Source organism: Pseudomonas sp. Leaf48, assembly GCF_001421885.1.
Lineage (GTDB): Bacteria > Pseudomonadota > Gammaproteobacteria > Pseudomonadales > Pseudomonadaceae > Aquipseudomonas.
In genome coordinates this window covers 122,129-144,054 of sequence record NZ_LMLH01000031.1, presented here as the reverse complement: position 1 = coordinate 144,054, position 21,926 = coordinate 122,129, and the positions used below count along the sequence as shown (strand labels likewise).

At 60.7% G+C, this 21,926-nt stretch carries 18 protein-coding genes; 11 read left to right on the top strand and 7 right to left on the bottom strand.

All coding sequences use genetic code 11. From position 1 onward, the window contains the following. Window positions 1-121 precede the first annotated feature (121 nt). On the bottom strand, window positions 122-1,351 hold the full coding sequence (locus ASE98_RS22545; RefSeq protein WP_060543524.1) for an acyl-CoA dehydrogenase: 1,230 nt from the start codon (window positions 1,349-1,351) through the stop codon (window positions 122-124). 178 nt (window positions 1,352-1,529) lie between these two features. Here ASE98_RS22545 and ASE98_RS22540 point away from each other — a divergent pair, with 178 nt between their 5' ends. From ASE98_RS22540 to ASE98_RS22530, 3 genes are all read left to right on the top strand, one after another. After that, window positions 1,530-2,459 carry a LysR family transcriptional regulator gene (locus ASE98_RS22540; RefSeq protein ID WP_060543523.1) on the top strand — a complete coding sequence of 310 codons (930 nt, stop codon included), beginning with the start codon at window positions 1,530-1,532 and terminating at the stop codon, window positions 2,457-2,459. A gap of 205 nt (window positions 2,460-2,664) precedes the next feature. Then, a complete protein-coding gene (locus tag ASE98_RS22535) occupies window positions 2,665-3,066 on the top strand; it encodes a MerR family transcriptional regulator (protein WP_060543522.1) in 402 nt (133 codons plus the stop codon). A gap of 181 nt (window positions 3,067-3,247) precedes the next feature. Beyond that, window positions 3,248-4,147: a hydroxymethylglutaryl-CoA lyase gene (locus tag ASE98_RS22530; RefSeq protein ID WP_060543521.1), complete on the top strand. Its 900-nt coding sequence runs from the start codon at window positions 3,248-3,250 to the stop codon at window positions 4,145-4,147. Window positions 4,148-4,823: 676 nt separating this feature from the next. On the opposite strand, the gene ASE98_RS22525 is transcribed toward ASE98_RS22530, so the two are convergent. Further along, entirely contained in the window at window positions 4,824-6,518 is a 1,695-nt protein-coding gene (locus ASE98_RS22525; protein WP_060543520.1) for an AMP-binding protein, read from the bottom strand. Window positions 6,519-6,823: 305 nt separating this feature from the next. Between ASE98_RS22525 and ASE98_RS22520 the strand changes: the two genes are divergently transcribed. From ASE98_RS22520 to ASE98_RS22505, 4 genes are all read left to right on the top strand, one after another. Continuing rightward, a complete protein-coding gene (locus ASE98_RS22520) occupies window positions 6,824-7,987 on the top strand; it encodes an isovaleryl-CoA dehydrogenase (RefSeq protein ID WP_060543519.1) in 1,164 nt (387 codons plus the stop codon). Window positions 7,988-7,999: 12 nt separating this feature from the next. Then, window positions 8,000-9,607 (top strand): carboxyl transferase domain-containing protein, encoded by a 1,608-nt coding sequence (locus tag ASE98_RS22515; RefSeq protein ID WP_060543518.1) that lies wholly within the window; start codon window positions 8,000-8,002, stop codon window positions 9,605-9,607. A 111-nt stretch (window positions 9,608-9,718) separates the two neighbouring features. Then, entirely contained in the window at window positions 9,719-10,534 is an 816-nt protein-coding gene (locus ASE98_RS22510; protein WP_060543517.1) for a gamma-carboxygeranoyl-CoA hydratase, read from the top strand. After that, entirely contained in the window at window positions 10,534-12,489 is a 1,956-nt protein-coding gene (locus ASE98_RS22505; RefSeq protein ID WP_060543516.1) for an acetyl/propionyl/methylcrotonyl-CoA carboxylase subunit alpha, read from the top strand. Before ASE98_RS22510 ends, ASE98_RS22505 begins: the two co-directional genes overlap by 1 nt. Before the next feature lie 39 nt (window positions 12,490-12,528). Here ASE98_RS22505 and ASE98_RS22500 read toward each other — a convergent pair whose 3' ends face one another. Next, a complete protein-coding gene (locus tag ASE98_RS22500; protein WP_060543515.1) occupies window positions 12,529-13,176 on the bottom strand; it encodes a LexA family protein in 648 nt (215 codons plus the stop codon). Window positions 13,177-13,305: 129 nt separating this feature from the next. Between ASE98_RS22500 and ASE98_RS22495 the strand changes: the two genes are divergently transcribed. Both ASE98_RS22495 and ASE98_RS22490 read left to right on the top strand, forming a co-directional pair. After that, window positions 13,306-13,638, top strand: coding sequence for a DUF6124 family protein (locus ASE98_RS22495; protein ID WP_060543514.1), 333 nt, complete (start codon window positions 13,306-13,308; stop codon window positions 13,636-13,638). A gap of 482 nt (window positions 13,639-14,120) precedes the next feature. Next, complete coding sequence (locus tag ASE98_RS22490) at window positions 14,121-15,272, top strand: M14 family metallopeptidase (protein ID WP_060543513.1); 1,152 nt, start codon at window positions 14,121-14,123, stop codon at window positions 15,270-15,272. 174 nt (window positions 15,273-15,446) lie between these two features. On the opposite strand, the gene ASE98_RS22485 is transcribed toward ASE98_RS22490, so the two are convergent. Together ASE98_RS22485 and ASE98_RS22480 are read right to left on the bottom strand one after the other, a co-directional pair. Continuing rightward, complete coding sequence (locus ASE98_RS22485; RefSeq protein WP_060543512.1) at window positions 15,447-15,992, bottom strand: cytochrome b; 546 nt, start codon at window positions 15,990-15,992, stop codon at window positions 15,447-15,449. Next, a complete protein-coding gene (locus ASE98_RS22480) occupies window positions 15,989-17,074 on the bottom strand; it encodes a catalase family peroxidase (protein ID WP_060543511.1) in 1,086 nt (361 codons plus the stop codon). Before ASE98_RS22480 ends, ASE98_RS22485 begins: the two co-directional genes overlap by 4 nt. A gap of 164 nt (window positions 17,075-17,238) precedes the next feature. On the opposite strand from ASE98_RS22480, the gene ASE98_RS22475 reads away from it, so the two are divergent. Both ASE98_RS22475 and ASE98_RS22470 read left to right on the top strand, forming a co-directional pair. Next, a complete protein-coding gene (locus tag ASE98_RS22475) occupies window positions 17,239-17,745 on the top strand; it encodes a sigma-70 family RNA polymerase sigma factor (protein WP_060543609.1) in 507 nt (168 codons plus the stop codon). After that, entirely contained in the window at window positions 17,742-18,494 is a 753-nt protein-coding gene (locus ASE98_RS22470; protein WP_060543510.1) for an anti-sigma factor family protein, read from the top strand. The genes ASE98_RS22475 and ASE98_RS22470 overlap by 4 nt, the downstream gene beginning before the upstream one ends. A gap of 30 nt (window positions 18,495-18,524) precedes the next feature. Here ASE98_RS22470 and ASE98_RS22465 read toward each other — a convergent pair whose 3' ends face one another. Together ASE98_RS22465 and ASE98_RS22460 are read right to left on the bottom strand one after the other, a co-directional pair. Continuing rightward, window positions 18,525-19,496, bottom strand: coding sequence for a Csu type fimbrial protein (locus ASE98_RS22465; protein WP_060543509.1), 972 nt, complete (start codon window positions 19,494-19,496; stop codon window positions 18,525-18,527). Then, a complete protein-coding gene (locus ASE98_RS22460; protein ID WP_060543508.1) occupies window positions 19,493-21,850 on the bottom strand; it encodes a fimbria/pilus outer membrane usher protein in 2,358 nt (785 codons plus the stop codon). The genes ASE98_RS22465 and ASE98_RS22460 overlap by 4 nt, the downstream gene beginning before the upstream one ends. Between the last annotated feature and the right edge of the window lie 76 nt (window positions 21,851-21,926).

Here is a 21,926-nt window from a genome sequence, read left to right as displayed (position 1 = left end):
CAAGCCCCCTCGCCACAGGCAAGCCCCCTCGCCACAGGTAGCCCCCTCGCCACAGGCAAACCCCCTCGCCACAAGGTAGCCCGCTCGCCACAGCCGGTGATCAGCACAGAACTTGTGTTGATCAATGCTCGCTACGCATCATCTCTTTGGGCACATATTTGCCGATCTCGAATTTGCCGATCGCTGCGCGATGCACTTCGTCCGGGCCGTCGGCCAGACGCAGGGTGCGCTGCATGGCGTACATGTAGGCCAGCGGGAAATCGTTGGAAACCCCTGCCCCGCCATGAATCTGGATCGCCCGGTCGATCACTCGCAGTGCCACGTTTGGCGCTACGACCTTGATCTGCGCAATTTCGCTCTTGGCCACTTTGTTGCCGACAGTGTCCATCATGTAGGCCGCTTTCAAGGTCAACAGGCGAGCCATGTCGATTTCCATGCGCGAGTCGGCAATCTTGTCGATGTTACCGCCCAGGCGTGCCAGCGGCTTGCCGAATGCGGTACGGCTGACCGAGCGTTTGCACATCAGTTCCAGCGCACGCTCGGCCATGCCGACCGAGCGCATGCAGTGGTGAATCCGGCCCGGACCAAGGCGGCCCTGGGCGATTTCGAAGCCGCGTCCTTCGCCCAGCAGGACGTTTTCGTACGGCACCCGGACGTTTTCGAACAGCACCTCGGCGTGGCCATGCGGCGCATCGTCGTAGCCGAACACCGGCAGCGGTCGCACGATCTTCACGCCGGGAGTGTCCACCGGCACGAGGATCATCGAGTGCTGCGCATGGCGCGGCGCGTCAGGATTGCTCAGGCCCATGAATATCATGATCTTGCAGCGCGGGTCGCAGGCGCCGGAAGTCCACCATTTCTTGCCGTTGATCACCCACTCGTCGCCATCGCGCACGGCGCGGGCGGCCATGTTGGTGGCGTCAGAGGACGCAACGTCAGGCTCGGTCATGGCGAATGCCGAACGGATCTCGCCACGCAGCAGTGGCTCGAGCCAGCGTTGCTTCTGTTCTTCGTTGGCGTAACGCACCAGCACTTCCATGTTGCCGGTGTCTGGAGCCGAACAGTTGAACGGCTCAGGTCCCAGCAGCGAGCGCCCCATGATTTCCGCCAACGGCGCGTATTCGAGGTTGCTCAGGCCGGCGCCGAGTTCGGACTCAGGCAGAAACAAATTCCACAGGCCTTCTGCCTTGGCCTTGAGTTTGAGTTCTTCCATGATCGCAGTCGGCTGCCAGCGATCACCCTCTGCGACCTGGCGCTCGAACACGGCTTCAGCCGGATAAACGTAGGTGTCCATGAACGCAGTCACGCGCTCACGCAGTTCCTGAACCTTGGGCGAATAAGCGAAATCCATGAGCAAGATACCTTCTTGGGGGAGGTTGTTTAGATCATGCAATCGATGCTAGAACAGCCATGAAAATTTACCTAGCCTATTCTCAGCGTGTATAAACATTCATCACCGATATATGATCGGCTTATCGCCAAGGCCCTCGGGTCACGTAAAGAAACCTTGATAACAAGAGCGCAGCGCAATGAATCTGAGCAAGGTCGACCTCAACCTTTTCATCGTCTTCGACGCGATCTACACCGAAGCCAACCTGACCCGCGCCGGACAGATTGTCGGCATTACCCAACCGGCCGTGTCGAACGCCCTGGCCCGCCTGCGCGAGACCTTCAACGACCCGTTGTTCGTGCGCACCGCCCAAGGCATGGTGCCCACGCCCATGGCCCAGAACATCATAGGCCCGGTGCGCAACGCGCTCTCGCTGCTGCGCGTATCAGTGCAGGAAAGCCGCATTTTCAACCCGCTGCAGGCGGCCAAGACCTACCGCATCAGCATGACCGACCTCACTGAAGCGGTGATCCTGCCACCGCTGTTCCAGCGCCTGCGCCGCCTGGCGCCGACGGTGATCATCGAGAGTTTCCTGTCCAAGCGCCGGGAAACCACCAAGGAGCTGGCCGCTGGTCGACTCGACTTCGCCGTGGATGCACCGCTCAACACCGATCCGCAGGTGCGCCATGTCAAGTTGATGGAAGACCGCTATGTGTGCGCCATGCGCAAGGGGCACCCGCTGGCGGGCAAAGAGAAATTCACCCTCGATGATTATCTGGGGCTGACCCATGTTCATATTTCCAGTCGCCGCAGCGGCCTGGGCTATGTCGACCTGGCGCTGGGCAAGATGGGCATCCAGCGCAAGATCGCCCTGCGTTCCCAACACTATCTGATGGCGTCCCAGGTGTTGCAGCAAACGGACATGGTCATGACCGTGCCGGAGCGGTTTGCCCGCCGCAATGATCTGCATGCCTTTTATCTGCCGGTCAACGATGTACCGCCCGTGGAAACCCACCTCTACTGGCATGAAAGCACCGATCAGGACCCGGCCAACCGCTGGATGCGTGAGCAGATGATCGAGTTGTGCCAGCAGGTGACGGCGCAGGAGAAAAAGCTCGAGAAAGTGTAGGGCTAAATACCGGGTTGCTCCTATCGCGAGCAGACTCGCTCCCAGAGGGATACTTGTAATACACAGATTGTGTGCTCAATGAATGTCCATTGTGTGAGCGAGCCTGCTCGCGATGGGGCCAGCAAGAGCAGCAAAAAAACCTGCCGCTTGACGTAAACGTCAACCTGCCATTAGCTTAGCGCCATGACCTTTTGCGAGCGCGTCCATGAGCAGCCAGACCTACAGTATTTCCGACCTCGCCCGCGAGCTCGACATCACCACCCGGGCCATTCGCTTTTATGAAGAGCAAGGTTTGCTCAGCCCCGAACGCCGTGGTCAGGAACGTATTTATTCGCCCCGCGACAAGGTCAGCCTGAAGCTGATCCTGCGGGGCAAGCGCATTGGCTTCTCGCTGGCCGAATGCCGTGAGCTGATCGAGCTCTATGACCCGTCCAGCGGCAACACCAAGCAACTGCACAGCATGCTGGCGAAAATTAGCGAGCGCCGCGAGCAGCTTGAGCAGCAGTTGCTGGACATCGAACAGATGAAACTGGAACTCGATACTGCGCAAGAGCGCTGCGTGCAGGCGCTGGAGCAAACCATCGAAAACCAGCAAGCGGTCCAGTAAGCCAGCACGACCCACTGCGAGAGCGAGCCTTTGTGGCGAGGGGGCTTGCCCCCGTTGGGTCGCGGAGCGGCCCCAGAAAATGGGACTGCTGCGCAGTCCAACGGGGGCAAGCCCCCTCGCCACAAAAGCTTGGTCCTACAAGGTTCTCTCTGTATTCAGACAATCACACAGGTCCAATCCCATGTCCCTCCCCACCCACGTACGCATTGTCGAAGTCGGTCCCCGCGACGGCCTGCAAAACGAAGCCCAACCCATCAGTGTTACCGATAAGGTGCAACTGGTGGACGCACTGACCGCCGCCGGGCTTGGCTATATAGAAGTCGGCAGCTTCGTGTCCCCAAAGTGGGTGCCGCAGATGGCCGGTTCCGCTGAAGTCTTCGCGCAGATCCAGCGCAAACCCGGAGTGGTGTACGGCGCGCTCGCGCCCAACCTGCGTGGTTTTGAAGACGCTCTCGCCGCCGGGGTCAAGGAGGTAGCGGTGTTTGCGGCAGCATCCGAAGCGTTTTCCCAGCGCAACATCAATTGCTCGATCAGCGAAAGCCTGGCGCGCTTCGTGCCAATCATGGACGCTGCCAGACAACACGGGGTGAGTGTGCGCGGTTATGTGTCCTGCGTGCTGGGCTGCCCCTATGAAGGCGATGTTTCACCGCAACAGGTAGCACTGGTGGCCCGCGAGCTCTATGCCATGGGCTGCTATGAAGTCTCTCTGGGTGACACCATCGGCACCGGCACCGCAGGTGCCACCCGCAAGATGTTTGACGCGGTCACCGCCGAGGTACCCCGGGACAAACTGGCCGGACATTTCCACGACACCTATGGCCAGGCGGTAGCCAACATCTACGCCAGCCTGCTGGAAGGTATCGCGGTGTTCGACAGTTCCATCGCCGGCCTCGGTGGTTGCCCATACGCCAAGGGCGCCAGCGGTAACGTCGCCACCGAAGACGTGGTGTATCTGCTCAATGGCCTGGGTATCGAAACCGGCATTGACCTGGACGCCCTGGTGCTCGCCGGTCAGCAAATCTGCACTGTATTGGGCCGACCTACAGGTTCCCGTGTGGCCCGGGCCCGTAGCGCGCAATAAGTGTGGGTAGTGTGTCCGGGTGTTACCGCACGGACATAAATGTGGGGCGCAATCGAGTAACACGGAAACAAATTCTCAGGTTTTGCCCGCAACAAAAACCCTCACAAAATGCTAAAGCATTGATTTTAAAGGGTTTTAAAAAGTTGGCACGGGTCCTGCTATCTCTATGGCATAACAAGAACAAAAAAATTGCGGCAAACCCAATAAAAATAAGACGTAACGACTCTGACATAACAAGAACAACACGACAGAGACGCAGCTAACAGATTTTTTTGGAGAAGGTGTGCTTTTCAGGGTGCTTTTCGGAGCAACCCGCAACCGGGCAGAGAACAATAAAACTACCTTCAGGTAGCTCCCGAATCGGTTGGATCGCTAAGCGAAAAAGCAGATCAGCGCTCAAAAAAATACGTTTGCTCTTGATCCTGAATGGGGATCGCCAAAAAACAGCGGTAAAGGGTCACGGTCACCAAAAACAACAACAGACCAACCCTCAATAATAAAAAAAGAGCACGCGCAACGACAAATTAAAGGGGAGCTTCGGCTCCCCTTTGTGCTGTCTGCGATTTGAAATTCTTGATCCGTAGGAGCTGACTTGCTGGCGATGAACGATGAACGATGAACGATGACGCGATCTGTCTGATGGACTGCTGCGCCTGCATCGCCAGCAAGCCGGCTCCTACAGCTTCGCGTTGAGCTGCGCGATGCTGATCTCGCGCATGCGGAACTTCTGGATCTTGCCGGTCACGGTCATCGGAAACTCATCGACGAACTTGAAGTAACGCGGCGTCTTGAAGTGCGCGATGCGCTCCTTGCACCAGGCCTGCAGCTCCTGCTCGGTAGCGCTGTGGCCGGGGTGGAACTTGATCCAGGCGACGATCTCCTCGCCGTAACGCGAACATGGAATACCAATCACCTGCACGTCGGCCACGGCCGGGTGGGTAAAAAAGAATTCTTCGAGCTCGCGCGGATAAACGTTTTCACCGCCACGGATGATCATGTCTTTGTTCCGCCCGGCAATGCACACGTAACCCTCGTCGTTCATGCTCGCCAGATCGCCGGTGTGCATCCAGCCGGCCTGATCGATCGCTAGCGCGGTACCTTCGGGGTTGTTCCAGTAGCCGAGCATCACGCTGTAACCGCGGGTGCACAGCTCACCGATGGTGCCACGGGGGACCAGCTTGCCCGCCTCGTCGATGATCTTGCTTTCCAGTTGCGGCTGAGTCCGGCCGACCGTGGTCACGCGCAGTTCCAGTTCGTCCGCAGGACCGGTCTGCAACGACACCGGACTGGTTTCCGTCATGCCGTAGGCGATCTGCACTTCGTTCATGTGCATTTCGCTGATGACCCGGCGCATCACTTCGATGGGGCACGTCGCGCCCGCCATGATCCCGGTCCGCAGAGTCGACAGATCAATCCCGGCGCGCTGTGGCTGGTCGAGCATGGCGATGAACATGGTCGGAACGCCATATAACGCAGTGGCCTTTTCTTCGGCGACGGTGCTCAGGGTCAGCAGCGGATCGAAGGCGTCATTGGGATAAATCATGGTGCTGCCATGGGTGATGCAACCGAGGTTGCCCATGACCATGCCGAAGCAGTGATACAGCGGCACCGGGATCACCAGGCGATCAGCGGCGGTCAGGCCAAGGCTTTCGCCGACCATGTAACCGTTGTTGAGAATGTTGTAGTGACTCAGGGTCGCGCCCTTGGGGAACCCGGTGGTACCGGAGGTGTACTGGATGTTCACGGGCTGATCGAAGTGCAGGCTGGCCTGGCGTTCGTGCAATTGCTCCAGGGATACGCTGCCGGCCAGATCGGCAAGCTGCGACCAAGGCAGGAAGCCCGACGGTGGTTGCGCATCCAGGCTGATGACCCCGCGCAGGTCCGGCAGACGCTCGCTGTGCAGTTTGCCGATGGATTGCCCGGCCAGTTCCGGTACCAGGCCTTGCAGCATCGCATGATAGTCCGAGGTTTTGAACGCACCGGCGCAGACCAGCCACTGACAACCGGATTGCTTGAGGACGTACTCGAGTTCGGAGCTGCGGTAGGCGGGATTGATGTTGACCAGGATCACCCCGATTTTCGCCGTGGCGATCTGCGTAATGCACCACTGGGCACAGTTCGGAGCCCAGATGCCGAGACGGTCACCGGCCTGCAACCCCAGGGCCAGCAACGCCCTGGCATGCAAATCTGCCGCTTCCGCCAGTTGCCGCCAGGTGTAGCGCAGCTGTTGATGGCGCACTACCAGCGCTTCCCCGTCCGGGTACTGCGCGACCGTGTTGTCGAACGCCTGGCCTATGGTCATCGCCAGCAAGGCTTTGTCCTGGGAACCGCGGGTATAGCTGCGTTGCGGGCTTGCAGTGAGTTGATCCATGACGACCCCTATTGTCTTTATTAATGGGCTACCGGCGGACACCTGTTGGAGCAACCCTGGTTAGAGAGCCTACTGAGATGAGGGGCTTGCCTGTGGCAAGCCCCCTCTCCACAGCAAGCCCCCTCACCACAGGTCGCTCCCACAGGGCAGGACCGCGCTCTATCTTGAACTGGCTCTACTCTCGCTCAAGTTGACGTTAACGTAAAGGGCGATTGACAGCCATTCGTCACGGGTTTACGTTAACGTAAAGGTGAGAGGTAGATCACTGCCCTCCCCGCCCTACAAAAAAGCCAAAAAGGTGCCCCATGAGCTACCCATCCCTGAACTTTGCCCTCGGTGAAACCATCGACATGCTGCGCGATCAGGTTCAGTCCTTCGTCGCCAAAGAGATCGCTCCGCGCGCCGCTCAGATCGACATCGACAACCTGTTCCCCGCCGACCTGTGGCGCAAATTCGGTGACATGGGCCTGCTGGGCATTACCGTACCGGAAGAGTACGGCGGTGCCGGCCTGGGTTACCTGGCGCACGTGGTCGCGATGGAAGAAATCAGCCGTGGCTCGGCCTCGGTGGCGTTGTCCTATGGCGCCCACTCGAACCTGTGCGTCAACCAGATCAACCGTAACGGCAATCACGAGCAGAAAAGCAAATACCTGCCGAAGCTGATCAGCGGCGAGCACATCGGCGCCCTGGCCATGAGCGAACCCAACGCCGGTTCCGACGTGGTATCGATGAAGCTGCGCGCCGACAAACGCGGCGACCACTATGTACTCAACGGCAGCAAGACCTGGATCACCAACGGTCCGGACGCCAACACCTACGTGATCTATGCCAAGACCGACCTGGAAAAGGGTCCTCATGGCATCACCGCCTTCATCGTCGAGCGCGACTGGAAAGGCTTCAGCCGCAGCAACAAATTCGACAAGCTCGGCATGCGCGGCTCGAACACCTGCGAACTGTTTTTCGATGACGTCGAAGTGCCGCAGGAAAACATCCTCGGCGTGCTCAACGGCGGCGTCAAAGTACTGATGAGCGGTCTCGATTACGAGCGCGTGGTGCTCTCGGGCGGCCCGACCGGGATCATGCAGGCCTGTATGGACCTGATCGTGCCGTACATCCACGATCGCAAGCAGTTCGGCCAGAGCATCGGCGAATTCCAGCTGATCCAGGGCAAAGTCGCCGACATGTACACCCAGCTCAACGCCAGCCGCGCCTACCTGTACGCAGTGGCCCAGGCTTGCGAGCGCGGCGAAACCACGCGCAAGGACGCCGCCGGCGTAATCCTCTACAGCGCTGAACGTGCCACGCAGATGGCCCTCGACGCCATCCAGATTCTCGGTGGCAACGGCTACATCAACGAATTCCCGGCCGGCCGCCTGTTGCGCGACGCCAAGCTGTACGAAATCGGCGCGGGAACCAGTGAGATCCGCCGTATGTTGATCGGGCGCGAACTGTTCAACGAAACCCGCTAATCGGAGCTGCTCATGGCTACCCTGCATACCCAGCTCAATCCCCGGTCGGCGGAGTTCGCGGCCAACAGCGCGGCGATGCTCAAACAGGTCGACGCCTTGCACACCCTGCTCGCCCAAGTGGCGCAAGGTGGCGGCCCGAAAGCGCAAGAACGCCACACTTCGCGGGGCAAACTGTTGCCCCGTGAACGCATCAATCGTCTGCTGGATCCGGGTTCGCCCTTTCTCGAGATCAGCCAATTGGCAGCGTATGAGGTTTACGGCGAAGACGTTCCCGCCGCTGGGGTGATTGCCGGGATCGGCCGCGTGGAAGGCGTTGAGTGCATGATCGTCGCCAACGACGCCACGGTAAAAGGCGGCTCGTATTACCCGCTTACCGTGAAAAAGCACCTGCGCGCCCAGACCATCGCCCAGCAGAATCGTTTGCCGTGCATTTATCTGGTGGACTCCGGCGGCGCCAACCTGCCCCGTCAGGATGAAGTATTCCCGGACCGCGAGCACTTTGGCCGGATCTTCTTCAACCAGGCCAACATGAGCGCCATGGGTATCCCGCAGATCGCCGTGGTCATGGGCTCCTGCACCGCCGGTGGCGCCTATGTACCGGCCATGGCCGACGAAGCGATCATGGTGCGTAACCAGGCGACGATTTTCCTGGCCGGCCCGCCGCTGGTGAAAGCGGCGACCGGTGAAGTGGTCAGCGCCGAAGACCTTGGCGGGGCCGACGTGCACTGCAAGGTTTCCGGGGTGGCCGACCATTATGCAGAGAGCGACGAACACGCCCTCGCTATCGCTCGGCGCAGCGTCGCCAACCTCAACTGGCGCAAGCTCGGTGAAGTGCAGCAGCGCGCGCCCATTGCACCGCTGTACAGCAGCGACGAGTTGTATGGCGTGGTGTCGGCCGACGCCAAGCAACCGTTCGACGTACGCGAAGTCATCGCGCGACTGGTGGACGGTTCGGTGTTCGATGAATTCAAAGCACTGTTTGGCACCACCCTGGTGTGCGGGTTCGCCTGGCTGCACGGCTACCCGATCGCCATCCTCGCCAACAACGGCATTCTCTTCGCTGAAGCTGCGCAGAAAGGCGCGCATTTTATCGAACTGGCCTGCCAGCGCGGCATCCCCTTGCTGTTCCTGCAAAACATCACCGGGTTCATGGTCGGCCAGAAGTACGAAGCCGGTGGCATCGCCAAGCATGGCGCCAAGCTGGTGACCGCCGTGGCCTGTGCCAAGGTACCGAAATTCACCGTGATCATCGGCGGCAGCTTCGGCGCCGGCAACTACGGTATGTGTGGCCGGGCTTACGATCCGCGCTTCCTGTGGATGTGGCCCAATGCTCGCATCGGTGTAATGGGCGCCGAACAGGCCGCCGGCGTCCTGGTGCAGGTCAAGCGCGAGCAGGCCGAACGCAGTGGCCAGGGTTTCAGCGCCGAGCAGGAAAACGAGATCAAGCAGCCGATCCTCGACCAATACGAAGAACAGGGCCACCCCTACTACTCAAGCGCGCGTTTGTGGGACGACGGTGTCATCGACCCGGCACAGACCCGCGACGTACTGGCCCTGGCCTTGTCGGCGTCGTTGAACGCGCCAGTCGAACCGAGCCGCTTCGGCGTGTTCCGGATGTGATTTTCTGTGGGAGCGCGCTTGTGTGGCGAGGGGGCTTGCCCCCGTTCGATTGCGCAGCAATCGTAAAACTGCACAACCCCGCTCCCACAAGGACCGTGGAGACGGAAGAACATGAGCGACTTCAATACGCTGGAACTGCTGACCGACCCTCGGGGTTTCGCCACCCTGTGGCTCAGCCGTGAAGAAAAGAACAACGCCTTCAACGCCGAAATGATCCGCGAGCTGATCCTCGCCCTCGACCAAGTAGCGAGCGATTCCAGTTTACGTTTCCTGTTGCTGCGCGGTCGCGGCAAGCATTTCAGTGCCGGCGCCGACCTGGCCTGGATGCAGCAATCGGCTGAACTCGATTACGCCACCAACCTCGATGACGCCCGGGAACTGGCGGAGTTGATGTATAACCTGGCCAAACTGAAGATCCCGACCATGGCCGTCGTGCAAGGCGCAGCCTTTGGCGGCGCGCTGGGCCTGATCAGTTGCTGCGACATGGCCATTGGTAGCGATGACGCACAGTTCTGCCTGTCGGAAGTGCGCATCGGCCTGGCGCCAGCGGTGATCAGCCCGTTCGTGGTGCAAGCCATCGGCGAGCGCGCGACCCGTCGTTATGCATTGACCGCCGAACGCTTCGGCGGGCAGCGGGCACGGGAAATCGGTTTGTTGTCGCAGAGCTACGCCGGTGCCGAGCTGGAACAGAACGTCGAGCAGTGGATCGACAATCTGCTACTCAACAGTCCGGCCGCGATGCGCGCCAGCAAGGACCTGTTGCGCGAAGTCGGCGACGGCTCACTGACCCCCGCATTGCGCCGCTACACCGAAAACGCCATCGCCCGCATCCGCGTCAGTCCCGAAGGCCAGGAAGGCCTGCGCGCCTTCCTGCAAAAACGGCCGCCGAGCTGGCAGGCACCCACCACCACCAAGGAGCCGCGTTGATGAGCGCACCTGTCCTCACCACTCTGCTGGTGGCCAACCGCGGCGAAATCGCTTGTCGGGTGATGCGTACCGCCAAGGCCCTGGGGCTGACCACCGTGGCCGTGCACAGCGCCACTGACCGTGACGCCCGCCACAGCCGTGAAGCCGATATTCGCGTCGACCTGGGCGGCAGCAAGGCCGCCGACAGCTACCTGCAAATTGACAAACTGATCGCTGCGGCCAAGGCCAGTGGCGCCCAGGCCATTCACCCCGGCTACGGCTTTCTGTCGGAGAACGCAGGCTTTGCCCGGGCCATCGAAAACGCCGGCCTGATCTTCCTCGGCCCGCCCGCCTCGGCCATCGACGCCATGGGCAGCAAGTCCGCGGCCAAGGCCTTGATGGAAACCGCCGGCGTACCGCTGGTGCCCGGCTACCACGGCGAAGCCCAGGACCTGGAAACGTTCCGTGCGGCCTGCGAACGCATCGGCTATCCAGTGCTGCTCAAGGCCACGGCCGGGGGCGGTGGCAAGGGCATGAAAGTGGTCGAGGACGTCAGCCAGCTGGCTGAGGCCCTGGCCTCGGCCCAGCGTGAAGCGCAGTCGTCCTTCGGTGACTCGCGGATGCTGGTGGAGAAATACCTGCTCAAACCGCGCCACGTGGAGATCCAGGTCTTCGCCGATCAGCACGGCAACTGCCTGTACCTCAACGAACGGGACTGCTCGATCCAGCGTCGGCACCAGAAAGTCGTCGAAGAAGCACCGGCGCCAGGCCTGAGCCAGGAACTGCGCCGCGCCATGGGCGAAGCCGCCGTGCGCTCGGCCCAGGCCATCGGCTACGTCGGTGCAGGCACTGTCGAGTTTCTGTTGGACGCCCGCGGTGAATTCTTCTTCATGGAGATGAACACCCGCCTGCAAGTCGAGCACCCGGTCACCGAAGCCATCACCGGCCTCGACCTGGTGGCCTGGCAGATTCGTGTGGCTCGCGGTGAGGCATTGCCGATGACCCAGGATCAGGTGCCGCTGATAGGCCACGCGATCGAAGTACGGTTGTATGCCGAAGACCCGGGCAACGATTTTTTGCCCGCAACCGGACGCCTGGATTTGTATCGTGAATCTGCCGAAGGGCCAGGGCGCCGGGTCGACAGCGGTGTAGAAGAAGGCGACGAAATCTCGCCGTTCTACGACCCGATGCTCGGCAAGTTGATTGCCTGGGGCGAGGACCGTGAACAGGCGCGTCTGCGCCTGCTGAACATGCTCGACGAGTTCGCCATTGGCGGTCTGAAGACCAACATCAACTTCCTGCGCCGCATCATCGCTCACCCGGCGTTTGCCGCTGCCGAACTCGATACCGGGTTCATCCCGCGCTACCACGAACAGCTGTTGCCGGCCCCGTCCGAGCTCGGCGAAGACTTCTGGCAGGCGGCCGCCCAGGCGTTTGCCCAGAGCCAGCCGCACGCAACCCGAACCGATGACCCGAGTTCGCCGTGGGCCGCTCGCAGCGGCCTGCGTGTCGGACTGCCGCGGGAAGTCACCCTGCACCTGAGCTGCGAAGGCCAGGACCGGGCGCTGACCCTGGGTGCCACGGATGCTCACAGTGCCAGGCTCTCAGGCGACTACCTGACGACTGAGCACAATGGCGTACGTCGCCAGCATCGCGCCATTCGCAGCGGCGACGCCGTGTATCTGCAATGGCAGGGCGAACTGCGCCGCATCGAGTCCTACGACCCGATCAGCGCCGTCGAAGCCAGCCACAGCCATCAGGGCGGCCTGACCGCGCCGATGAACGGCAGCATCGTGCGGGTGCTGGTGGAGGCCGGGCAAACCGTGGAAGCCGGGGCGCAGTTGGTGGTGCTGGAAGCGATGAAGATGGAGCACAGCATCCGCGCGCCCCATGCCGGGGTGATCAAGGCGCTGTATTGCCAGGAAGGCGAGATGGTCAGCGAAGGCAGCGCACTGGTCGAACTGGAGGAAGCCTGAAATGAAGATCGGTCCTACGCCTTGCGAGGACCGATCTGATCAGAATTTGGCGGTTGCCTGAACCACTACGCCGATGATTCGGCACTCGTCGTGGTACAAGGCTTTCGGATACGTCGGATTGAGCGGGACCAGGTAACGCTGCCCGCCCTCTTCGATCAGCTTGCGAAAGGTCGCCTCGGGGCAGTCGGGCCACTGCGCAATGACCAGTTTTCCCGGCACCGCCGCCACTGCCGGATCCACCAGAATCATCATGCCTTCGGCAATGCTGATGCCACAGGGTGCGGTCATCGCATCCCCTGTCACTGTCAGCCAGAATGCTGCGCCCCGGGCGTGGTAATCGGACAACTCGAAACGCCCCGTGTCATAGACCGCGGTGTCGCCGTCGCGCACTTCGACAGGTTCGCGCCAGTCACTGACCGGGTAACGGAAATACGGGTTGTACTTTTGTGTCAGCGGGATTTCGTCGTCCTTGGATGCCTGCGGTTCCTTGATCACCAGGGCGACCTCGAGAAACCCCAGGCCCAGCGCCTGCAGGACACGATTCATGTCATCGATGCCCGGCTCACGACGTTTGTTAAGCCAATGACCAATGCCGCCCTGGGACATCCCGAGGCGTTCGGCGAGTATTTCCTGGGTGATTTTGAGTTCACCCATCTTGGCCTTGACCAATTCAATCCATTTATCCATGTGCGGCACGATACGTGGGCGTCTCCGGCCATCAAAACACAAATTGTAGTATTTAAATTATCGTCACAAATACAGATCGTACTAACATGAATTCACGGATCTGAATTCATCACGGAGTTTGCCATCATCATGGAACACCCTGCCAACGACCTGCCAGACATGCAAATCGACACCACCCTGACCTCGCCGCAAGGCTCTGCCGCAGCACAACGAGCGCTGGACTATTACTTGAAACCAACAGTTTCCGAGGCGGTGGTCGAGACGCGCTTCTTCGATGTGAGCCGCAACGTCAGCAGTGAAGAGGCATTGGTCCATGCTTCAGACCTGTTGCGCTGTGCCGCGGCCACCGCGTTCGAATCGGCCAGCCATCTGCAAGGCGCCATCCGCGACCTGGCGTTTTCGACCGTGCACATGATCGACATGGCCAAGGCCCTGGTGGATCGTTCTCTGGAAGGACGCTGAAGCGCGGACAAAAATACGGGAGTACGGGAGAGAATTTTACCGCACGGATAAAAATGCTTGACCCGCAAACGATAATGATTATTATTACATCAACTGATCGCGAGATCAGTCGATGGACCAGGTGACCTTAGGTCGGTCTCCTGGACTATCTCCTCATCAGGCTAATCACGGTTTTTGACCCGGCTTTTTGCCGGGTCTTTTTTTGCCAGTTATCCAGGTTTTGGCTTCAGGCTAATGAAGTCTTTGGGGGGCCGCTAATTGAATGGCGCCGATGATGGCAAAAGAATGGCCGACGGCAATAGAAGCCCGGCACCACTGGATCAAACCAACGACGAATAGCACTTGAGAATCAATTGCATAGTCTCTAAGCTGCGCCGGCGTCATGGAGGACGCCCCCACTGCTCCACCCCATAAATTCCCTCGGTTTCACCCAAGCCTTGCGTGTAAAGTAGCCACCATAAAATCATATTCAGGAACCGATTATGACCGTGGCGAAATCCTCCTTCGACATCAGTGCCAACTTCGACAGCGGCAACATTGAAGTGCTGGATATCAGCAATCCGCTGCAGGCATTGCTGGCCATCAAACCCGATACCCGCAGTCAGCATTTCCAGTGGTTCCACTTCAAGGCCAGCGGCCTGCATGTCGGCCAGGAACACTGGTTTCGCCTGAACAACGCCAGTCGATCCTCGTATAACAAAGCCTGGGATGGTTATCAGGCAGTCGCGTCCTACGACCACGTCAACTGGTTCCGCGTACCGACCATCTTCGAGGGCGACTGCCTGCGTTTCAGCCTTGAAACCACTGCCACTCATGCCTGGTTCGCCTATTTCGAACCCTATAGCCGTGGTCGCCACGACTGGCTGATCGAGCAGGCCCAGACCAAGGCCGGCACCGAACTGCTGGCGACCGGCAAGAGCGTCGAGGGGCGGGATATCCAGTTGCTGCGCAAAGGCACCGGGGCCGAAGGCCGACGCAAGGTGTGGATGATTGCCCAACAGCATCCGGGCGAACACATGGCCGAATGGTTCATGGAAGGGGTGATCGAACGCCTGGAGCAGCACGACGACCCGGTACTGAACAAGCTGCTGGCCAGCGCCGACCTGTACCTGGTACCGAACATGAACCCGGACGGTGCGTTCCACGGTCATCTGCGCACCAACGCCATGGGCCAGGACCTGAACCGGGCCTGGCAGAGCGCCAGCCAGGAGATCAGCCCGGAAGTCCTGTTCGTACAGCAGCAAATGGAAAAGTACGGAGTCGACCTGTTCCTCGACATCCATGGCGATGAGGAAATCCCTTACGTGTTCACCGCCGGTTGCGAAGGCAACCCGGGCTACACGCCACGGATTGAAAAGCTGGAGGAGCACTTCCGCAGCCATCTGAAGCACCTGACCAAGGACTTCCAGAGCAAATACGGTTACACCCGGGACGAACCGGGTAAAGCCAACATGACCCTGGCCTGCAACAGCGTCGGCGAGAAGTTCGACTGCCTGTCGTTGACCCTGGAAATGCCCTTCAAGGACAACAATGATTCGCCCAATACCTTGACGGGATGGTCGGGCAAGCGCTCCAAACAGTTGGGCAAGGACGTGTTGACCACCGTGGCTGACATGGTCGATACCCTGCGCTGATTCACCTCGATGGTCGCACCGGCCACTGCGGTCTGATCAAACTGGATGCGTCCTGAGGATCACCGTAGGAGCCGGCTTGCTGGCGATAGAGGCATGAGCGTTCGTACGTCTCACGGCCGCCATCGCCGGCAAGTCGGATCGCCGCACCGCAGCTCCCACAGGATCGCGTAGGGGTCAGGTGCGATCCCTGCCCCGCAGCATACTGTCCAACACCTCATCCCGCCTTACCCAACCATGAAACAACGCCGCCGCCAGGTGCAGCAGCACGGTCAGGAACAACAGATACGCCAGATACCCATGGGCCTTGCGCAGGAAGGCAAATACCTGGGCATTGGCCGGCACAATCGACGGCAACTGCAGCGAGTTGCTAAGCATCACCGGCTCGCCAGACGCGGAAATCATCGTCCAGCCCAACAGGGGTATGACCAGCATCAAGGCGTACAGCAACACATGCGACGCCTTGGCCGCCAATACTTGCCACCCCGGCAAGTCCGCCGGCAGCGGTGGCTGCGTGGTGGAGAAGCGCACCACCAGGCGCACGATCACCAACAGCAAAATGGCCACGCCCAGAGGTTTGTGCAGGTGGATCAGCCATTCATGACGTTCGGAAACCGAGGCAACCATGCCCGCGCCGATAAACAGCATGGCGATGATCATCAGCGCCATCAGCCAGTGCAGCAGGCGCGCCAGCGGTGCGAAGTGGTTAGGTTGAGTGCTCATTGCCGGGTCTCCTGTTTGGCGGCGGGCAATTGGCTGACTTCGCTGGTGCGACGCAGGTAGGAATTGGAGTAGCCGGCTGAACGAGCCGCGAGCAACGGGTCGTCGGACCCTTCGATACCGGCGGGCAGTACCAGGGGGTCGTAGTTGATGTCACGGCATTCGCCGTTGAGTTGTGCCTGGGTTTTCTCAAGCACCAGGGTGCCGGCGTTCAATACCTTGCGCCCCTCAGGCCAGGCCTTGCTGGCGTCATTGACCGGGTCGCCGGGGTTGGCCAGGGTGATGTTCAACTGCCAGCGCAACGGCCCCGCGGCGATTCGCTGAACCAGATCTTTCTCGAGAAAATCGCCCCCTTGCGGTGCCGTCGCCCCCGCCGCATCCTGCGCCACCGGCACCATGCTCCAGCGCACGGCCTGCTTTTGCCCGGCCGCGTTGACCAGGTAAAAAGCATTGACGCTGTTGTAGGTCTCGGTCACGTAACTGGCGGACGGCTTGGCGGTTTTGATCCAGGCCAGAAACGGCGCGGTTTCCGGATGAGAAGCGAAGAACGCCGGCGGCGCAGCGGGGTTCGGCTTGCCGGTGGCCGGGTCCGGTGACTGGGCTTTTTGCAGCTCATAGAATGCTTGTGGCGTACCTACCGGGAACACCGGCATGCTGTTCATCCCGGTGCGCCATTGCTGACCGTTGGCCTGGGTGAAGCGCAGCGCCATGCTGCGGATCGGCACCGCGTTGTCCGGCGCGTAAGGATTGCCGGCTGGCAAAGCGAATCGCCCGACCACCGGGGTTTGTGCCTGATTGAACACCTGGGCTGTGGAAAAGCTGCGCGCCTCGTCAGTGCTCTCGAAATGGCCGATCACGCAAACGCCTTTGGAGTGGTTGCGACGGAACCCGGGATGCACGCCGTTGTTGGTTTCGAGCACATTGATCAGTTTTTTCGGGGTCAGGCGCTGGGGGTCGAGCGTACCGTTGACATAGGCAAAAGCCCCGGCGACTGCGGCGACAACCACGGCAATGCCCGCCAGTCGTAACGTCAGGCTCGCGGCACTCAACGGTGGCCTGCCCGGCGGTGATGATCGATCTACCATGAAAGACTCCAGGGCCATCGGCCACAAGTGAGAAGAATCAAGCAGACGAACCGCACCCGGGTTTATTCCTTGGTGCGGTGTTTATTTTTTCAGGCATGGAATAACTTCCGATACCAAGCGTCTTGCTGGACACTCACCACAGCGTAGTGACCAGTCAGAACTTCATGAACGATATTGACGAACAACTCAGAGAAATCATTCCGCGACTGCGCCGTTTTGCCGTGTCGTTGACGCGCAACGCCAGTAGCGCCGATGACCTGGTGCAAGCCAGCCTGGAGCGTGCGCTGTCCAGTTGGGGCGGTAAACGTGCGGGCGGCGACCTGCGCGCCTGGTTGTTTTCGATCCTGTATCGACAGTTTCTCGATGCGCACAGACGCTCGCGACGTTATGCGCGAATGCTCGAATTTTTCACCGGGCGCGACGATGCGCAGCCTTCGGTAGAGCGCACGGTGATGGCTCAATCCACCCTCAATGCCTTTGACCAACTGCCCACCGAGCAACGTGCGCTGCTGCTCTGGGTGTCCGTGGAAGGCTTGAGCTATAAAGAGGTCGCCGAGATTCTCGACGTCCCCACCGGTACCGTGATGTCCCGCCTGTCCCGGGCGCGCCAGGCCCTGCGCCAACTCAGTGATGGCGAAATCAACCGCCCTTCCCTGCGGAGATTCAAATGATCAGCATGCCCCCCGGCGAGCGCGACCTGCACGCCTACGTCGACCATCAACTGAGCGACGCCGACCGCCGCCTGGTGGAGACTTTTCTCGGCAATAACCCCGAAGTGGCCGCACAAGTACGCGCCTGGCAGCAGGATGCCCAGCACCTGCGCGCGGCCCTCGGTGGCGCCTTGCAGCAGCCGCCGAACCCCACGCTTGATCCGGCGGTGATACGCCAGCGCCTCAAACGCCAGTCCCGTCGACACTTGGCCAGTGCCGCTGTGTTGCTCATCGCCGTCAGCATCGGCGGTGTCAGCGGTTGGCAAGCGCGACAAATGACACTGGCGAGCCCCCAGCTTCCGATGACCGATGCCCTGCAGGCGTATCGGCTGATTGCCCAGCAAGGCGTCCTGCCAGCGGATTACAAAGTCGGCGCCGACGGTGATATGCAGGATTGGCTCGACCGTTACTTCACCCGGGCCAATCGCCTGCCCGACCTCTCGGGTGCAGGATTCAAACCGGCCAGCGGGCGTTTGCTGAGTACTGAACAAGGCCCTGCGGCCATGGTGGTCTACGAGGATCAGGGCGGGCAGAAAATCAGTTTTTACGTGCGCCCGCCAGGGCCGAAAAACTTCCTGTTGCCCAGGGGCAGTCGTATCGATGGCGGGTTACAGGCCGAGTACTGGTCGGGCAGTGGCTACAACTATGCGATGGTCAGCCCGGCGGATACGGCGGCGGCGCAGATGCTCAAGCAAACCACGCAGTTCTGATCACGCCCCCACTGGTTCTGCGGCATGACCTCAGAACCCGACATCCAGCACCACGTTGTCCAGATAGGTCCCCGCCGGCGGGGTGGGCTGGTCGGTATAGATCTTCGCGTTGTAGTTGAAGATCTGGCTGCCGGTGCCAAGCCCGTTGCCGGGATTGACCTCGGCGTCGCTGCTGGCCCGGCGCGCGCTGCCGACGCTGCCCCAGCGGGTAGTGCCGGCGCTTTTGAAAATGTCGTAGGCCAGATAGTTGCTGCCTGAAATCATCCGCCGCCGACCGTTGACACTGATTGCATTTTGTCCGTCACTCAAGCCCACGGTGTAAGCGCTGCCCTTGGTGCACATCAGGTTGATGGTCTGGCCGGTGACCGGGGTAAAAGCGCTGACCACCGGGGCGCTGCCGAATGCAATGTTCGGCGCGGTAATGGTGCAGTCATTGGCGACCGTCAAGTTGACGGTCAGGGTGGCCGTCCCATTGCTGATGTCACGCCCCAGGCACAGGTCGCCAAGACCGATACCGGAGCAGTAGTTCCAGCTCCATAAAATACTCAGGGTTTCGGTGTACACCCCGGCCGCGACATTGCTGCCGATAGTGGTACGCAGGTAAAGCGGCACGGTTTTCGGTGTTGTGCCGTTAAGCAGGCCGAGAGCGTCGATGATGCCGTTTCGGGCGAAGTCATACGGTGTGCCGCGAGTAATGGGATAACTGGTGCTGTTGTTGGCGTAGAGGGTGTAGGCGATGACATCACCGGTGGGGCCGACCAACCCGCTCTGGAGGGATGTGACGGTCGCCCAGAAATGGTCATTGCTGGTCAGCAATGACAGCAGTGAACCGGTGCAACTCAACCCGGCATTGAGCGTGGAGCTCGATTGCGCGGTGGTGCGCACGGCAATCGAACTGAGGGTGCCGAACGCCACCGGCGTGGTGCCCACCACCGAGCACAGCGCCCATGTCGTCCCCGGAATAAGCAGCGCTGACAACAGTAGCCATTTCACCAGCCTCATTGGCACACCAACGGCCCGATCAACGGGATCTGGTCCTGATTCATATCCACGGCGAACTGCACCACGCAGGTTTTGCCGCCAGCCAGGGTCACCCGCAGATTGTTCTGCGGCTGGAGGTTTTCCAGGTACACCAGGCCGTCCCAACCCACCACGGTCTGCGTGCCGCTCTGCTCGTGCACGACGCTACTGCCCAAGGGCAAATCCTGCTGCTGCGCATCCACCAGTACGATGCTCGCGGCGACCATCCGGCTCAGCGCAAACTCCAGCAGATAACCACTGCCACGGCGCACCGCGATGCGTTGTTCGACATCAGGGCTGCGCACGTTGGCCGGCAGATTCAGTGGATCGATTTCATATTTGCCACGGTAATAGGCGCTGCTCCAGGGCACCAGCAAGTGACCACTGCGGTCAGTCTGGCCTACCACCTGGTTTTCGTAACGCACCGGAATATCGGCGAAGCCATCGGTGCTGACCACCACAAAGGCATCGTCGATGCGATTGGCGGCGAACACTTGCCGGTCCATCCACACCAGCGATCCACTGGCATCGGCCCAACGGGTTTCGGCTTCGTCGGTACCATAGACGCCGGCCTGCAACTGCACCGACTGCAGGCGCCAGGTCAGGTCGGCCTGCCGGTACTCCGGCCCGTCACCTTGGGCGTAGCCCAGGTTGAAACCCACCCCACCCTGGGTCGGAACAGCGCGGCTGAAGTTGACCCGTTGCTGGGTTTGCCCGCTGTTGCTGCGTTCGCTGCTGACCGCCAGGCTGCCGTGCAGGTCGAACGGAACCACCAGTTGCGCCTGCACCGCCCAATTGCTGTCGCTGATCTCGCGGTTGGCCGACAGGTAGAAACTGCTGTTGTGCCACAGCGGCTTGCTCCATGTCAGGTTGAGTAAGCGGGTGCGCGAATCATCCACCGCGCGCACGTCGAAATAACCGACACCGAGGCTACCCCAGGCATCGAGGTTCAGGCTCAGGGTCGCCTGTTCGCTGCGCTTGCTCAGGCTCGCAAAAGGTGTGTCGATCACACTCAGGTCGGCGTATTGATCGCGACGTTGCAGGCGCTGCCAGCTGAAGCTGTAGCGCTGGTTGCTGTACTGATAACCGATGCTCAGTTGCTGCCCGCTGTCGCCGTCGAAACGGCTTTGGCTGATGGCCGTGTTAAGCACGCCGAAATTGCCCAGGCGCATGTTGCCGCCGACACCTGCGAGGGTCAGGGCATCCGAAGCTTCGGCGTGGCTTTCCAGGGTCAGGTAATCACTCAAGCCATAACGCAGACTGCCGGAACTCACGCCCGGGCCGTAGCCGAAATCGCGCAGGCCATAGTCACGGCGCAAGGTGCCGGCCGCCACGGAATAATCACTCAAGCCTTTTTGCAAAAGGCTGCTGGTGACGTAGAACGGCACCGTCGTCGAGACCTGACGCCCCAACGCATCGGTGGTGACGACCACGGCTTCACCGGCACCGTTGATGAACGGAACGTTGGTCAGGGTGTACGGACCGGGTTGCAACTCGGCGCTGCTGGATTTGTAGCCGTTGATGAACAAATCCACCGAGGATGGCACGGCGGCCTCGCCAGCAAACTGCGGCAAGGGATAGGTCACCAGGTCCGGACGCACCGCAAAATCCCTCGACAGCTGCACCCCGCCCAGGCGTACTGAGCTGGTCCAGGGCAAGGCACCGCTGATCACGTCGCCCGCCTCGTAGGTCAGCAGGCGTTCATCGTCGGAGTAGCGCCAGGTGGTGTCGTAGCGCAGATAGCCGTTGTCCAGGGTGTTGATCGAGTCGCCGGACAGGGTGCGTCGATACTGCCCGGTGTTGGACAACGTGCCCCAACTATCAAACAGCCGCACCTCGTTCCAGGCGGCGAGGTACGTACCGGCATCATCGGTGTCATTGAAGTACAGGTCATAGTTGAACAAGGCACCGAAACTGCTCATTGCCGGGGTGCGCGGATAGACTTCGCTGCGTCCGACGAACTGCTCCGGCAGCCAGTCTGGCGGTACGTCCAGAAACAGGCGCTGGGCGGTGCTGTCGTACTCGCTGTGCAGGCCCGGCAGGCTGTCGAGGCTGATCTCGGCTGCGAGGTTTTCCGGCAGTTTCATGCCGGTTTCGCGCAACGCGGACGTCGGAACAAAAAGCTGCCCGTTGCGCTGCTCCACCGCCACGACCCGGCCGGTATTCATCTGGTTGACCACCATTTCCAGAAACAACTGCGCATCGGCCACCGCCTCCATGCCGCTGGGCGGAGGCGGCAGGTCGCCGGCCTCTGCGTGATGAACGACCACCAGGCAGCACACACAGCCCATGGCCCACAACGGACACTGAATCTTGTGAGCCCACCCCTGGCTCATTAGCGCTTCTCGCCCATTGGACTGTTTACCCCTTCAACGCCCGACTACACAGGCAAGCCCCCTCACCACAAAACGC

Excerpts from the sequence above, each read along its gene's own strand:
- ASE98_RS22505 (WP_060543516.1), top strand. The coding sequence starts at position 10,534 with ATGAGCGCACCTGTCCTCACCACTCTGCTGGTGGCCAACCGCGGCGAA.
- ASE98_RS22540 (WP_060543523.1), top strand. The coding sequence starts at position 1,530 with ATGAATCTGAGCAAGGTCGACCTCAACCTTTTCATCGTCTTCGACGCG.
- ASE98_RS22530 (WP_060543521.1), top strand. The coding sequence starts at position 3,248 with ATGTCCCTCCCCACCCACGTACGCATTGTCGAAGTCGGTCCCCGCGAC.
- ASE98_RS22545 (WP_060543524.1), bottom strand. The coding sequence starts at position 1,351 with ATGGATTTCGCTTATTCGCCCAAGGTTCAGGAACTGCGTGAGCGCGTG.
- ASE98_RS22510 (WP_060543517.1), top strand. The coding sequence starts at position 9,719 with ATGAGCGACTTCAATACGCTGGAACTGCTGACCGACCCTCGGGGTTTC.
- ASE98_RS22470 (WP_060543510.1), top strand. The coding sequence starts at position 17,742 with ATGATCAGCATGCCCCCCGGCGAGCGCGACCTGCACGCCTACGTCGAC.
- ASE98_RS22490 (WP_060543513.1), top strand. The coding sequence starts at position 14,121 with ATGACCGTGGCGAAATCCTCCTTCGACATCAGTGCCAACTTCGACAGC.
- ASE98_RS22460 (WP_060543508.1), bottom strand. The coding sequence starts at position 21,850 with ATGAGCCAGGGGTGGGCTCACAAGATTCAGTGTCCGTTGTGGGCCATG.
- ASE98_RS22520 (WP_060543519.1), top strand. The coding sequence starts at position 6,824 with ATGAGCTACCCATCCCTGAACTTTGCCCTCGGTGAAACCATCGACATG.
- ASE98_RS22465 (WP_060543509.1), bottom strand. The coding sequence starts at position 19,496 with ATGAGGCTGGTGAAATGGCTACTGTTGTCAGCGCTGCTTATTCCGGGG.
- ASE98_RS22480 (WP_060543511.1), bottom strand. The coding sequence starts at position 17,074 with ATGGTAGATCGATCATCACCGCCGGGCAGGCCACCGTTGAGTGCCGCG.
- ASE98_RS22535 (WP_060543522.1), top strand. The coding sequence starts at position 2,665 with ATGAGCAGCCAGACCTACAGTATTTCCGACCTCGCCCGCGAGCTCGAC.
- ASE98_RS22515 (WP_060543518.1), top strand. The coding sequence starts at position 8,000 with ATGGCTACCCTGCATACCCAGCTCAATCCCCGGTCGGCGGAGTTCGCG.
- ASE98_RS22525 (WP_060543520.1), bottom strand. The coding sequence starts at position 6,518 with ATGGATCAACTCACTGCAAGCCCGCAACGCAGCTATACCCGCGGTTCC.
- ASE98_RS22475 (WP_060543609.1), top strand. The coding sequence starts at position 17,239 with ATGAACGATATTGACGAACAACTCAGAGAAATCATTCCGCGACTGCGC.
- ASE98_RS22495 (WP_060543514.1), top strand. The coding sequence starts at position 13,306 with ATGGAACACCCTGCCAACGACCTGCCAGACATGCAAATCGACACCACC.
- ASE98_RS22500 (WP_060543515.1), bottom strand. The coding sequence starts at position 13,176 with ATGGATAAATGGATTGAATTGGTCAAGGCCAAGATGGGTGAACTCAAA.
- ASE98_RS22485 (WP_060543512.1), bottom strand. The coding sequence starts at position 15,992 with ATGAGCACTCAACCTAACCACTTCGCACCGCTGGCGCGCCTGCTGCAC.